The 13,573-nt window shown below is 50.0% G+C and carries 13 protein-coding genes and 2 pseudogenes; 12 read left to right on the top strand and 3 right to left on the bottom strand.

What is annotated here, in order from left to right:
* Nucleotides 1-3: 3 nt before the first annotated feature.
* From FIV35_RS21405 to FIV35_RS21380, 6 genes are all read left to right on the top strand, one after another.
* Nucleotides 4-297 carry a hypothetical protein gene (locus FIV35_RS21405; RefSeq protein WP_034136410.1) on the top strand — a complete coding sequence of 98 codons (294 nt, stop codon included), beginning with the start codon at nucleotides 4-6 and terminating at the stop codon, nucleotides 295-297.
* Nucleotides 298-891: 594 nt separating this feature from the next.
* Complete coding sequence (locus FIV35_RS21400) at nucleotides 892-1,407, top strand: hypothetical protein (protein WP_143521026.1); 516 nt, start codon at nucleotides 892-894, stop codon at nucleotides 1,405-1,407.
* 400 nt (nucleotides 1,408-1,807) lie between these two features.
* Nucleotides 1,808-2,038, top strand: coding sequence for a hypothetical protein (locus FIV35_RS21395; protein ID WP_003218173.1), 231 nt, complete (start codon nucleotides 1,808-1,810; stop codon nucleotides 2,036-2,038).
* A 311-nt stretch (nucleotides 2,039-2,349) separates the two neighbouring features.
* Nucleotides 2,350-2,610: a NucA/NucB deoxyribonuclease domain-containing protein gene (locus FIV35_RS30360; RefSeq protein ID WP_080761368.1), complete on the top strand. Its 261-nt coding sequence runs from the start codon at nucleotides 2,350-2,352 to the stop codon at nucleotides 2,608-2,610.
* A 26-nt stretch (nucleotides 2,611-2,636) separates the two neighbouring features.
* Complete coding sequence (gene comJ / locus FIV35_RS21385; protein ID WP_231980877.1) at nucleotides 2,637-3,083, top strand: competence protein ComJ; 447 nt, start codon at nucleotides 2,637-2,639, stop codon at nucleotides 3,081-3,083.
* A gap of 110 nt (nucleotides 3,084-3,193) precedes the next feature.
* Nucleotides 3,194-3,637, top strand: coding sequence for a hypothetical protein (locus FIV35_RS21380; protein ID WP_080761370.1), 444 nt, complete (start codon nucleotides 3,194-3,196; stop codon nucleotides 3,635-3,637).
* A 78-nt stretch (nucleotides 3,638-3,715) separates the two neighbouring features.
* Here FIV35_RS21380 and FIV35_RS21375 read toward each other — a convergent pair whose 3' ends face one another.
* Nucleotides 3,716-3,973 (bottom strand): hypothetical protein, encoded by a 258-nt coding sequence (locus FIV35_RS21375; RefSeq protein ID WP_034112929.1) that lies wholly within the window; start codon nucleotides 3,971-3,973, stop codon nucleotides 3,716-3,718.
* Nucleotides 3,974-4,240: 267 nt separating this feature from the next.
* Between FIV35_RS21375 and FIV35_RS30355 the strand changes: the two are divergent.
* Both FIV35_RS30355 and FIV35_RS21365 read left to right on the top strand, forming a co-directional pair.
* Nucleotides 4,241-6,046: pseudogene (locus FIV35_RS30355) on the top strand (hemagglutinin repeat-containing protein); the annotation flags it as partial.
* Between the two features lie 1,275 nt (nucleotides 6,047-7,321).
* Nucleotides 7,322-7,894, top strand: coding sequence for a hypothetical protein (locus FIV35_RS21365; RefSeq protein WP_146375055.1), 573 nt, complete (start codon nucleotides 7,322-7,324; stop codon nucleotides 7,892-7,894).
* 650 nt (nucleotides 7,895-8,544) lie between these two features.
* On the opposite strand, the pseudogene FIV35_RS29960 reads toward FIV35_RS21365, so the two are convergent.
* Nucleotides 8,545-8,750, bottom strand: a pseudogene (locus FIV35_RS29960) (hypothetical protein); the annotation flags it as partial.
* Nucleotides 8,751-9,170: 420 nt separating this feature from the next.
* Here FIV35_RS29960 and FIV35_RS21350 point away from each other — a divergent pair.
* Nucleotides 9,171-9,596: a hypothetical protein gene (locus FIV35_RS21350; RefSeq protein ID WP_146375053.1), complete on the top strand. Its 426-nt coding sequence runs from the start codon at nucleotides 9,171-9,173 to the stop codon at nucleotides 9,594-9,596.
* Nucleotides 9,597-10,733: 1,137 nt separating this feature from the next.
* Here the strand turns inward: FIV35_RS21350 and FIV35_RS21335 are convergent.
* Complete coding sequence (locus tag FIV35_RS21335; RefSeq protein ID WP_034136414.1) at nucleotides 10,734-11,486, bottom strand: SDR family oxidoreductase; 753 nt, start codon at nucleotides 11,484-11,486, stop codon at nucleotides 10,734-10,736.
* A gap of 127 nt (nucleotides 11,487-11,613) precedes the next feature.
* Between FIV35_RS21335 and FIV35_RS21330 the strand changes: the two genes are divergently transcribed.
* From FIV35_RS21330 to FIV35_RS21320, 3 genes are all read left to right on the top strand, one after another.
* Nucleotides 11,614-12,522: a LysR family transcriptional regulator gene (locus FIV35_RS21330; RefSeq protein WP_034136415.1), complete on the top strand. Its 909-nt coding sequence runs from the start codon at nucleotides 11,614-11,616 to the stop codon at nucleotides 12,520-12,522.
* Nucleotides 12,523-12,570: 48 nt separating this feature from the next.
* Nucleotides 12,571-13,002 (top strand): hypothetical protein, encoded by a 432-nt coding sequence (locus tag FIV35_RS21325; protein ID WP_034136416.1) that lies wholly within the window; start codon nucleotides 12,571-12,573, stop codon nucleotides 13,000-13,002.
* Between the two features lie 87 nt (nucleotides 13,003-13,089).
* Nucleotides 13,090-13,572, top strand: coding sequence for a hypothetical protein (locus FIV35_RS21320; protein ID WP_052198893.1), 483 nt, complete (start codon nucleotides 13,090-13,092; stop codon nucleotides 13,570-13,572).
* Nucleotide 13,573: the final 1 nt, after the last annotated feature.

Genomic DNA, 13,573 nt, shown 5'->3' with positions numbered 1-13,573 from the left:
GATATGATTATTCGAGAAATTGGGCGAGAAGAGCCTGTAGAGGTGTTTGGGATTTACTGGATAGAGAACGAGCGTTTTTACTGGGTCATTCCTTATGATGGCTACGGTGGCCTGATGGCACTCAGCGATAGAGAAGTCAATGTTGTTGACTCTTCTTTGTCAAGTGATCTCATCCTCTGCAAGGATGGGGGGGGAGGGGACATGATTCTGCATTGGGCAGCGGAAGATTTGATTGAAGAACTTGTGGAGCGTGATCCACTAGCAATGGTCGAGTTCTTAGCGCGCATAAAAGGCTGATGGTACAAAAGGGGCTGCAAGCTTCCCGGAAGGCATGAGCTTTAATCCGAGCATCAAAAACCAGCTGAGTAGTTTAGATGGATTGACCCAGAAAAGTGGGGTTAGCGGAACCCATAATCTTGATGCATTCTCTCAGGCCGTATCTTCAAATGGCATGATGCGAGTTTTATAGCAACATCCACATCCAGCTGGACGAAAATCTCGGGTGACGCTCGCGCGGTGGTCCGGGACGTCGAGTACCATTCAGGTGTGCCAATGCCCTCTAATCAGCGCACGAAACTTGCGGATGAGCTACGTCAGGTTGATCATACTTATGTTGCGCCGAGAAGTGACTATCAGGCACTGCAGCGTCAATACAATAGCCAGCGGAATAATCTTAAGCGTGAGTGGGAGTTGAATACTGGTTTGGCATGGCCAAAAACTGCGAGTGGTGTGGATTTTCAGGCGCGCCATGTGATACCACAGCAGTACGGTGGGACCTAACCAATGGTGGAATTTGCATCCGGTTCCGGGTGGAAGTGCTCAACAAGGTGGCGTCCATGCCCCAGCAAGTCCAACTACAACAGCGTTTCTGCAGCCCCCTCCGAGGCTACCATGAACATGTACGAAAATTTAGAAGCCTTTAATACGATGGGATGTGCGCTATTGGAGCGGCTTACGCCTGTTTCTTCAAGTGAAGTAAGTATGATGCGGCGGCAGTGGCCGGCGGCTCCCACCGAGTACTTTGCTTTTATGGAGGAACGGGGGCACGGTGAGATCAAGGAGGACGACTGCGCACTGCCGCTTTTGACGATTCAACCGATGCTGCTTTCTGCTGCGGTTGGCTACGTCGGTGATGATGGAATTTATAAAGACGGGCCTTATGAAGCGGGCGCGAAGGGCGAGGTGTGGCTGTTCGGCTGGGATAGCGCCGGGACTGCTTTCGGTTTCGACAGCGGAGACAACTGGCGTTTGTTGGAAATAGACAATATGCGTTGGATAACGCGACTTGACTTATCCTTTTGTCAGTTTGTCGAAGGGCTGTTGGTTTGTTATCCACAGCGGCCAGTGAGCTTTGCGAATGGAGTTTGGCGCGACTCGGGAGATGTTTCTTACAACGCTCCGGTATAGGCGCAACAGCCAGGCGAACCCAAAACAGGTGCAAAAGCCACTGCTACAACGGGAGAAGTTGTAGCTACTGAAGCCATAAGTGCAAATGCCCAAGCTGCATTGAGAGCGAAACTATCAGGACTAAAAAAGCTCAAGAGACAGCAGCGGTCACTAGAACACTGCCTGATGGCCGTATTCGTTACTACACACAAGAGGTTCCTGCAAGGACAGGAGGACCTACTCGGGGTGCTTCTTTCGCCACGGAGTTTGATCCTAAAACGGGCAGTGCGAGGCAATGGATGGAAAGCTATGGCCATGCAGGAGAAGTAATCCGTTTCCACCCGAAAAGTATTAATGGGCAGCCGGTGGATACTCAGCACTACCCTCCGACCGGAGCAGAGCTAAAGAGTTGGGGGCAGCAATGAGCATGGAAGACATAGTGGCTGACAGACTTGGAAGAGCAGTTGCTGATGGATTTGATATTTTTAAAATATCAAAAGAGGCACTTGATATTTACCAAGATCCAAACCTTTCTCTCACAAAAGATTTAGACATTGCGTTGTTGTCACTAATGGCAATGGTCGAAGGGCCAGAGTTTGAGATGACAGAAAAAGAATTTTATGATTTTTTATCTGATATTCGACAGATGTAGTTTTCAATATACCCAACTTGATCAGGCACTATCGACACCGGCCTTGCGCCGGTGTTTTGCACTCTATTTGCACCCTTTTTGCCGCCTTTCTGCACTCATCCTGTAGCCTTCTTGTACTCAAGCTGTACCCTTTTTGTAGTCCTTTTGTCTCCTTTTTGTCTACCAACCCGACGGCCTACGGTCTACCTGCTCAATACGCCCTTTTTCAGCATGAGTTTTCGCTCCTTAACAGGAGCAAAATTTCAATACACAACACGCACCCCCGTCCGGGGTAAGTGTTTACTTTTAGATCAAAGGGTTAGCCATTTTTCGTGCTGATTGGAGGTTATACATTTTTAACAATTGATAGGCCTGGTGCTCCCGGGAACAGAAAGGACTCTATTGGTGGCCTTCCTAAGGTCCCTGGAAAACAGTTAGATGAGTATCCACCGGCAATGTTTAAAGAGGGTGGGACTGGAGCGGGTGTTAGATCCATAAGCTCGAAAGATAATATGGGGGCTGGCGCACGTATAGGTAATGCATGTCGCGGACTGCCCGATGGCGAGAAAGTCAGAATTGAGGTGGTGGACTAATGGCTAGGTTTAGAGAAAGTATATATTTGTCTTATTCGCAATTTTGCGTGTTTTTGAGTTCGCTTGATCAGCCGTATAATGATTGGAGTGATCGTAGTTATGCGCAAGGATTTGCGTGGAGGTTAGGGAGTGTCTCTTTTAGAGCTTTGATTGATGAAGGGGATCATATAATTAGATTTTTCATCAACGAACAAGTGCCCGCTATAAGCGCAGCCGTGGTTCGGGCCTTTAAAGTTCCCTTCTCAGTGATAGATAGAAATATTGAGGTTGGTAGTATTTCGAGTACGGTTCCTCTAGAACTGCCTGAAGGAGATTATTCTTTTCAGGTCGAATTTATAAGACCCTCCTCAAGTGGAGTGTATGAAATAAATGTCCATTTGAATTTAGGGGGCTGCGATTTTGAGGTGTTGAGAGCAGACGCCGAAATTGACGAGCAAGGTGAGTTTGATATCGATGCGGTTCCTGCGGGATAAGAATTCGGAGAAATGGGTAGAAAAGGGACAGATTTATTTAAATTAGAGTTGAAAACCTATTAAGTAATTCTGCCCACTTTTGTTGTATTTAATTACATAGGGGGCGATTTGTGTCGGACAAACAAGTATATGAGCTAACGATTGATGATCTTGATAGCTGTAGTGTTTGGTTTTTTCCGATGGACGAAACCGTGGAGGATGAATCAACTGTACGCCCCCTCGCCGAACAGGAAACGTGCTCAGATTTTCAGATTATCGTTCGAGCTGATTTTCATGGTGAAAGTGGCGCTGTGTATCGCGGTTATTTATATTGGGACTTCAATGCCGCAATTGAATACGTAAAGCCTGTTATATTGTCTGATAAGGGAGGCGCAGTAAGTTTTTGGAGCGGTATAGTCACTCCAGCGTGGGATAGTTCGGAGTTTGCCGGTTCGATTAGATCCGAGCTGCCTATTTCTTATGCCTCAGAACCGGTTTTCGGTCTTCCTTCCATTTGCGGAAAGCTGGAGGGACTTTATTATCTTTCGGATGATCAGGTTTGCTGCGTGAAATGACGAAAAAAAGTGGACCGGTTTATTAAGTTGAATTGCTCACGCATAAAGCGGGCGACACTAAGGCCGCCCGATTTTAACTCAGTACGGATCGGCATTCAGCCTGCGACTGATGACATCCAGCAAATCACACCCATCGCGCAGCGGAATGGCCAGCAAATGGGCGAAGTCTGAAAGCACTACGGCATCGCTGCTGAGTTGTTCGCGGAAGGCCAGGTTTTCCAGCAGTTGGGTGACGGCCCGAATGCGGTGCACGGCGGCGTCGTGAAGGACTTCGAGAGGTGCCTGGGTGTCGATGATCAGCGCTGGGACGGTGCAGTCGTGGCCGGTTAGGGGCATGTATCTATTCATACTTAACACTCTGTTTTTGGTGGTTGAAGCCGCCACTCAATCGTCGCCAAACGAATGGGTGGCAGCTGTACGCAGGTTGGCGAACCGGCAACAGAGTAAACCGGCAGACCCGAAGGTCTCCCGCGCACAGCCGCCATAACGAGCACAGCTTTGCGGGTGCAAAAACACCTGCATGAAGCGGATTGCTTTTGCACTCTGTTGTCAGGTCGCCAAACCTGATCGCCGTATGGGCGACAGCCGGACTATAAGCCCCTCTCCCAAAACCGTGCAAGGCGTCACAGCGGCAGCATCTACACCATCGGCCTGGTCGAAGCCGGCAACAACCTGAGCCTGCTGGCCCAAGACAGCATCCGCAACGCCATGGCCGGTGAGATTCGCGGCAAGCAAGTCAGCCTCACCGCCCACCGAGGCGACATCACCAACGATACCACTGCTATCCAAGTGCGTGACGGCGTCGGCATGCGCACCCTCACCGACGGCAGCGGCGGCACCATCGTCGCCCGCGAAAACCTGGCCATGGACGCTGGCCGCGACCTCACCAACCGAGGCGCGCTGGTAGCGGGCAACGACGCCAACCTCACCGCAGGCCGCGACCTCAACCTCATCGCCGCCAGCGACACCAGCGTCAAGCACGAGATCCGCGACGGCGGCGAGAAATCCAGCATCACCACCGACGTCAAAAACCTCGCCGCCAGCGTCACGGCGGGCGGCAGCATCAACATGCAAGCCGGGCAAGACGTCAACATCATCGGTAGCACCGCCACCGCCGGCAAAGACCTCAACATCGCCGCCGGCCGCGACCTCAACATCGCCTCCGTCAGCGACATGCACAACGTCGATGGCAAGGAAAAGCACGGCAAGAAACGCATCAAGACCGCAGACGAGCAGACCACCCAAGTGGCCAGCGTACTGACGGCGGGTGGGGATTTTGTCAGCCAGGCCGGGCGTGACACCACGATCGTGGCGAGCAGGATCAGCGCGGGAAATGAGGCTTATCTGTATAGCGGGGATAAGTTGAGTTTGTTGGCGGCGCAGAACAGCACCTACAGCCTTTACGACATGAAGGAGAAGGGTGGCTGGGGCGCGAAGAAGACCAAGCGCGATGAGGTGACCCGCGTTACGAATGTGGGGACTGAGATCAAGACTGGTGGTGATCTGGTACTCAAAAGTGGAGGCGACCAGACCTATCAACTTGCCAAGCTTCAGAGCGGCCGTGACATCACTTTGGATAGCGGTGGCGCGATTACCTTTGAGGCGGTCAAGGATCTACATCAAGAAAGCCATGAAAAAAGCAAGAACAGCCTGGTTTGGACCAGCGCCAAAGGCAAAGGAAATACTGACGAGACGTTGCGCCAGAGCCAGCTGATTGCGCAGGGACAAGTGGTTATCAAAGCTGTAGATGGCTTGAAGATTGACGTTACGCATGTTGATCAGCAAACGGTTAGTCAGGCCATTGATGCAATGGTGAAGGCAGATCCGCAGTTGGCTTGGCTGAAAGAGGCTGAGAAACGTGGGGACGTAGATTGGCGCAGGGTTCAGGAGGTTCACGATAGCTTTAAGTACGACCACTCCAGCCTCGGTGGAGGCGCTGCGTTAGTTATTGCAATCATCGTTACATATTTCACTTGGGGAGCGGGGGCTGGCCTTGTGGGCGCCGCGTCCACGACCACAACCGGACTTGTTGCTAACTCTGTTGTCACCGCCGTGGCAGTAAAAGGTGCGACAAGTACTATAAATAATCGGGGTAATATTTCAGACATTGCCAAAGATGTTACCTCTGAAGATAGTATTAAAGGGTATGCAATTGCGGGGCTGAGTGGTGCAATTGCTAAATTCGCTGGTGTAACGGGTAGCCTTACAACTTCAGATTTAGGGCGGCAACTTGCTGTTAATTCTGCCTTAAGGACAGTCACGAACGGCGGCAGTTTTACAAAAAATGTTGGTCAAGCAGCAATCGATCTGACAGCCAGCGTTCTTTCTGGAGTGATTTATGAACATGTGGGCACAGAGTTAAGCGGTACGGGCCTAAGTACGAAAGTTGCTGTACATGCGATAGTTGGTGGGTTGATAGCAGAAGCCGCTGGAGGAGATTTTACAGCGGGTGCCATCGCGGCAGGTGCGAACAAAGCACTAATACAGACATTTGGCGCTGAAATGTTTCCTGGCGAGGCACATGACCGCGTGCTAGCGATGACCTCGCAACTAATAGGAATGACAGCGGCAGCAGAGTTAGGTGGCGATGCCAAGGATCAGGAGGTTGCTGGGTGGGTAGCACAGCAAGGTACAGTTTATAACTATCTTGAACATTCGGATGTCAAGTCTTTTGCGTCAGATATGAAAAGCTTTGGAAAAGATGGAAGATGTCAAGAGAATAAATGGAGTAACGAGCGTTATAATGAAGAAAGTATTTATAATACGGAGAATGCGCTCAGTATCACCAGTTCCATGTTAGCGAAAGATAAACTCCCGGGCGTTATTGTTGCGCTTGATGAATTGATGTCGATTGAGTGCCAAACAGCGGTATGTGAAGGGTATAAAACCGAGCTCATTAGTCGTTCTGTCCTCGTGGCAGGGCATCTGGCGAAACAGATTGCCGACTGGGGGCCGTCAATGGATCGGCTGGCTTTGTTAAGTGGAGGTGCAACTGGTGGTGGTAAGGTTGAGCCTAGGTCCCGGTTGCCGGGAGAGGTCGATCCCGCTGGATTGGTCCAGCTTGAGAAAGCGATAAAGTATTTAAAAGATACAAAAGGATCTTCTTCAGGCTTGGTGTTCGGAGAGACGAAAGTTGTAGGCACCGGCAAGCCTGCTGCAAATGATGCGAGCTTCAGTGTTCCCAAAGGGTACACGCAGGGGGCGGACGGCGTGGTGACAGGCCCCGGTGGAGGAATTTACAAAGCCACCGGAACGCTTGACAGCAGCGGCAATCAGATCTACCTGGGTGGCAACGGTAACTACTACACGCTTACAGTAGAGAGCTCAACGCGAATCGTTTCACCTAATCCGTCGCTGGAAATTGGAGTAACGGGAAGAATTGGGGAGGAAGCACTGAAATCTCTAGGGGGGCAACCTCAGGTAACCTTTCAAACAACGCAGGGCGCTCGTGTTGTTGATCAACTAGCTCCAGGTAGTATTGCTTATGAATCTAAGGTCGGATACACATCGCTTGATGCAAATACAGCGTTGCAAGTTGCTAAGGACGCTGTTGTTGAGACGCGGCTTGGTCAATGGGGTAACATGGAACTTCTTCAGAAGTCCCGTTACAGGCCGTGTTGGACCCGCAGCGGCACTAGAAAAAGCGTTGTCCGAAGCCGGTATTAAGATAAAGGTGCATTAATCATGAAGTTCACAATAGCCTATTCGCCAGTTACAACAGCATTTGTATCTATGAGCGACAAAGATAGAGATGCTTTTTATGAATGGTTCATGCTTAACAAACCTTACTGTTTGGATGAGTTGATTCACACCGTTTGGCAGACCCCTGGATATGAAGGCTGGAGTGCGGATTTCTCACCTGCGTCGCTGGGTTTGCTAGGTGAGTGGCTTTTTTTCGTAATTACTACAAAACATCCAACCCTAAAAGATGACCACGTTGAGGAGAATTTTCTGAGTGGCGTGGATAAGTTCGACGCTGACCCCCTGTCGGATCAAGAAAAGTCATTGGCTGTTATGGTTGGTATGTATTACGGAGATGTTGCCGTTAGAAATAATCCAGAGCTCAGTTGGGGTCAATTAAGAGGCAGCAAAAAAGAGGCAGATTATGGCCAGCCTGTCATATCTGGTCCAGGCTTACTACCTACAAATCCTGTAAGAGTTTCTAATGCATTCGCATGCGGGATCGCCGATGGCTCCAGAAGTGGAAGCCGACTTCGAGAGACATACGAGCACTGGATGACTTTGGTAAAGAGGTAGAATGCGTAATTGAGGTCATAGTGGATTTAAATTTTAGAGCGACATCGCGTCAGTTTCCTTTGTTTTTTTTTTGATATCTTTTGGAAAATTGTAGGGATTGAGCTCTTTAAAAATAATTTATTTTCACCTGTTTGATTTTTCTAAGCAGGTGGTTAGGAAATTGGGACATCCACGAAGAAGGTAAGGAGTACCGAGTACTTTATAAATTTTACTTGAGAAAGAGTTGTAGGTAAGGTTCTAGATGGAAATCCATTGTTGAGTCCGCACGGGCATTGGATGACGTGACCGAAAAATTTTGAGCTTTTAAAGATGAACCTGCATTTTCCAACAATAATGCAAGTTTGTCTTTCTAGAGGGAAGCTAATCAAAGCACATGGCAGTCATTACCGGATAAATTGAAGCGGTTTCCGCTTCTGGGTTTCTTGCAAGAAGGTGCGGCTGCGTATAAAGAGTTTGCTGAAATCTATCGTAAAAGAAAATTGATATTAATATTGTTGAGAAAATTATCGAGTCGTTGACAGAGCGGTTGGCTGTACTTGATTATGAAGTTTGTTTCGATGATTTAGATGGTGATTTCCAAGTGGTTTTAGGTGGCACGATTTGATTGAAAATGTCTAGGTTGTTAGTTTTATATATGCGCTCTTTAAAACTTACCTCATTTTATTGAGTTTAGGTGTTGTCAAGTAGGGCGGTTGAAAGCCGCCCACTTTTACATCCAAAAAATCACAACCATCCCGCAGCGGTATAGCCAGCAGCAGCGCGAAATCATGTAGCACAACGGCATCACTGCTGATTTCCTCTCGAAACGCCAAGTTCTCCAAAACTGCGTCACCGCGCGAATACGATAGCTGAGGGCGAAACCCTGCTAGTCACGCCGGGTCACCCGTTCTATGTTCCGGCCAAGCGCGACTTCATCCCGGTTATCGATCTTAAACCGGGAGAGCAACTTCAATCCCTGGCTGATGGCGATACGGACAACACGTCCTCTGAAGTGGAGTCGCTGGAGCTTTACTTGCCGGTGGGCCAGACCTTCAACCTGACGGTGGACGTGGGGCACACGTTCTACGTTGGGGATTTGAAGACACTTTCGGCGGAAGAAATAATTCAGAAAAAATAAAGCTAGATGGCTCCGATCTTTATAAGGCCGCGGAAGCGGATATAGACACTTGGATGCCTGTGTGGAAGAACGAAGGATGGTCGGCTAGTAAAATAGACAATACGCGAAATCAAATTCACGAATTAAACAAAAGGTTATTTGAAGAAATGGGGCTTAAATATGAATCCAAATAAATACTTAAATGTGTCGTTAATTGATGCTCTTGCGGAGTTTAGAGAAGATAAGTCGATAGTCGAGTACGTAAAGGTTGAGGGTGATGAGTTCCTAAAACTGCCGGAGTGTGGGGTCTATTTTCAGGCGGGTAGTGACGGTGTTATTGTTGCATACCGCGTTTATTATCAAGCCTCTGATGAGTATTTCCCAGCTGATGATGAAACTAAAACTGCTTGTGCGGATGTTGAAACAATTGAAGAATCAATTGCTAAATATGGTACGCCTTTGCGTAATGTGCCCTCCATTCGAATTCCCGGTAGGGCTCCCACGAGTCCGGGGTGCGAGTTCTTAGTGAGAGGGAATGCGGTAACTGTGCATTATGATATTGACAGTAAGTTGGTTAATTATGTTCATGTTAGGAGGACGTTTTGAACTGGCGGAAAAATGTCTGGGTGGTTGGGGGCGATATGAGAGGGCAGTTTTTTTGAATTCTACGGGGTCGCGTTTTTTGGAGTTCAGCAGAGTTGCTCTTTAAAAATATGATTTATTTTTGTAATCAGTTATTCTATTTAGTTGGTCTGTGATAGGCGGCGAAGCTGAAAGCTCTTATCCACTTAGGGGTTTAGATGGCTCGCCGTCCTAGGGTTTACTAATAGAAGAATAGTGGTCTGAACCCTAATTTTCCAAGAGATTTTAGGCGGCACAATTTGATTGAAGATGTCTTGATTGTTGATTTTATGTGCGCTCTTTAAAAACTTACCTATTTTTATTGACTTTCGGTGTTCTCAAGTAGGGCGGTTGAAAGCCGCCCACTTTTTATTATGAATTCTGCGAATTAAATTTCCTTCCAATTACGTCCAACAAATCACAACCATCCCGCAGCGGGGATAGGGCTCAGACCCAGAGAAATTCCGTAATGCAAACGGTACATTACATGGTCTTGAGGTCAAAAGCGGAACCGCTAGCAAGACAAGCGACCAAGAATTTATCGATTATTTTTTTAATAAGTTTGGGGAGTAAGGAAAAGGACGACTAGAGGGCAAAGTCATCGAAAGCGCTACAACTTGCTAGGTGCCATGGAGGTGGTAAATATTAAGCTCGAAGCCGAAAATAGTCCTGTAATAGTTGGTTTTAATCAGGCGCAGCTTATAAAAGAGCTAAAAAAATTAAAAAGCTACGGCCCTAGCTCGTTCGCATGCATCACTGATGATAACGGTAACTACGTGCAAGTGGCTGGAGGCAGATCTACTTGTTTTATTGAAGGTGCCGTTCGTACTGAGTGGTGAGTTTGTGCTGGATAATTTGTACTTGGCTGTTGCTGTAGAGGGAATGAGATCTAGAGCAGATATAGCCAGTCAAATTAAAGAGCTGCCGGACGGCGCCCAGATTAGATTAAATATTGACAGCTAAATTTTTATACCGGCCGATAGATTTAGGTGCATAAGGTAAAGGCACCGAGGCTCCGTACAATCCGTAATCCATCAGAAATGAGAAAATAGGGTCAGACCACGATTAGTGCACCAATGTATATAGGTGGTCTGACCCCTATTTCTGCTATTTTTCTCGCACTCAGCCATTCAGCAGGCGGCCGCCGTCAAGAACGATTTCGGAGCCGACTGTCCAGCGCGACTCGTCGGATGCCAGATACAGCACGGCTTTGGCCACCTCTTCGGAGGTACCGAATCGCCCAAGCGGAATGGTTGCCGCGATCTCTTTGTTAAGTTGCTCGCGATATGCTTGCGCAATACCGAGCTTGTCATAAAGGGGAGTCTCGACGGGACCAGGGCTCACTGCGTTGACACGGATGCCACGGCCGAGCAATTCGGTCGAGAGCGTTTTCGACATGTTCAGCAGTGCGGCCTTCGTCGCGGCATACACGGACGAGCGATTTGCGCCCGCGTGCGCGCTTACGGAAGTAGTCAACACGACGGAAGCGGGATTTGCGAAGACCGGCAACAGCGCCTGCATCAGGAAGTACGGCCCCTTGACGTTGATGTCGAAAGAGCGGTCGAACCTATCTTCCGTCCATTCCTCAATGGGCAGCCATACGGATACGCCGGCGTTGAGAAAGGCAACATCGAGTTGGCCATAGTGCTCCTTGATGGCTTGTGCCAGTTCCTTTTGTGCTGCCACGCTGGCGGAGTCGGCGCGCAGCACCGGCACTTCCGGGCCCAACTCGGCCTGAGCCTTTGCAATCGAGTCGGGGTTTACACCCGTTATGATCACGCGAGCACCCTCGGCCAGAAAGTGCTTTGCCGTTTCCAGGCCGATACCGCTGGTGCCGCCAGTGATGAGCGTACGTTTACCTTGCAAGCGTGACATTTGAATTCTCCGGTGAATGACGACCACCGCGGTCGATATGGAGAAATATGCGCTTATGCGCTGAATAGGATAAGACCGCCTATTCGCATATGATTCATGCAAATAAGGCATGAGTTGAGGTGGAGAAGTGGACCGATTTCTTTTGATGACATGCTTCGCGCGTGCTGTAGAAACCGGGAGCTTTTCGGCGGCTGGGCGGGATCTAGGGTTGGGGCAGCCCAATGTAAGCCGCTATATAGCGGCTCTGGAGGATCATTTGCAGACGCGTTTGCTCCACCGGTCTACGCGCAAGCTATCCCTGACGCCGGAGGGCGAACGCTACTATGCGGATATCCGGCGCATTCTGGATGCGGTGGATGAATCCGAATCGTCCTTCAGGAACACCATCGACCCATCGGGACTCTTGCGCGTCGCCTGTCCGACCGCGCTCGCGCATGCGTTTGTACTGCCGCATGTGCCGACGTTTTTGCAGCGCTACCCTCAATTGGTCCTGGATCTCCAACTCAATGATCGATACGTAGACCTAGTCAATGAAGGCACCGAACTCGCCATTCGTATAGGACAGCTGGAGGACAGCGCCTTGCGCGCCCGGCCTCTTGGGTGGTACGACCGGGTCTTCGTCGCCAGCAAGGACTACTTGGCTAAACGCGGAGTTCCGCAAACCCCGGATGATCTACGCGACCACGATTGCATCGTCTACACCTTACTGTCGTCCGGTGCGACCTGGCGATTCCGCGACGCGGACATTCCGATTGCCGGCAGGCTCAGGGTTAACTCCCCCGACGCTGTGAGTGCGGCGGTCGCTGCAGGCCTGGGTGTGGCGCATGGGCCCGCGTGGCTCTTTGAGGGCGGGCTCAAAAGTGGGAAATTACAGTTCATTCTCACCGACCATGCGGTTCCCCCTGTCCCCGTGCAGATGGTTTATGTCGCCAATAGACTGCTTCCCACGCGGGCTATCGTGTTCATGGATTTTATGACTGACGTTTTTTCAAAGATTCCAGCCTTGAACGGCAATACCCCTTTGCCGACTCTATAAGACAAGACGACAAAACGTGACTTCTCACGTTTGCTTGAGGGCGTTTCCATGAGCTTTAAAATCGCGCGTTTTTCGACCGTAGGATGCCGGATTGGCCAGTGGCTGTGCTTGCTGGTGATGTTTGTCAGCGCCACTGCCTTCACGCTGGTCTGGTCCTACCTAGACCGTCGTCAAGCGGGGTTGGGCACGGCAGCGGCTGGTTTTGTGTGGGGCGGTATCGGGCTGCTGTTCGCGTACGTGTTAGAACGGCCTCGTACCGTCGTCGCCACATTACGATTCATGCTGGCTCGGACCTTGGCATTGCTGGTGCTGGCGACGGGCGCGGCCTATTTGATCGGCCTGCTGTGGGTCGAGCCGCAGCAGGACTTTCTGGAGGCTCAATTAAAGGGCGCATCGTGCGGTAAATACACCGGTACCATTGAGAAAGGTTGGGAGCAAATTTGCGCCCGTTCGTATTCAATACAGACACAAACCCCTTGAAACTGGAGTAGCACGCTTGGAGAGTCTCGGCGAACACTCGCAATCGCGCTCAGCAAATCACCCATGCCAAGTTCAAGTGATCAACCTATGAACACTGGGAAGTACCCTCATCTGAAAGTGTTTTTTGCTTTCTGGTTTATGCCCTTTGCGGTCGGTTTGGTAGCCGGCCCCGTGATATTTGTCGCAATGGTGGCGCGGCTGTTCGCTAACCCACGCACACTTGGCGAGGTGCACGGGCTGGAGCTGTGGGCTGTGTTTATTTCCACACCAGTAATGGCGCAATTGATTTATCTGCTGCCAGCGCTGGGTTTTGCGTTGTTCGTGACCCTGCGCAGATTCAGGAAGGGCCGTAGCGCTTATAAAACTATTGCGCTGAGCGGTGGCACGGTTGCGTTTGTATGGCTGGCGCTGTTGACCTATTTGGTGATGCGTGACAGCGAGGTTGTCTGGTTTATAAGCAACGGCTTACCTCTGATGGCTGCGTTTTTGATCGGTGCGCTCGGCAGTGGACTGATGGCGGTGATTGCATTGCCGGAACCGTCCGGTGCGTGCGAAGTGCCGGTCCGATGAA

This window comes from Pseudomonas rhodesiae, from assembly GCF_007858255.1.
GTDB classification, from domain to species: Bacteria; Pseudomonadota; Gammaproteobacteria; order Pseudomonadales; family Pseudomonadaceae; genus Aquipseudomonas; species Aquipseudomonas rhodesiae.
This window is presented reverse-complemented; position numbering and strand designations above follow the sequence as displayed.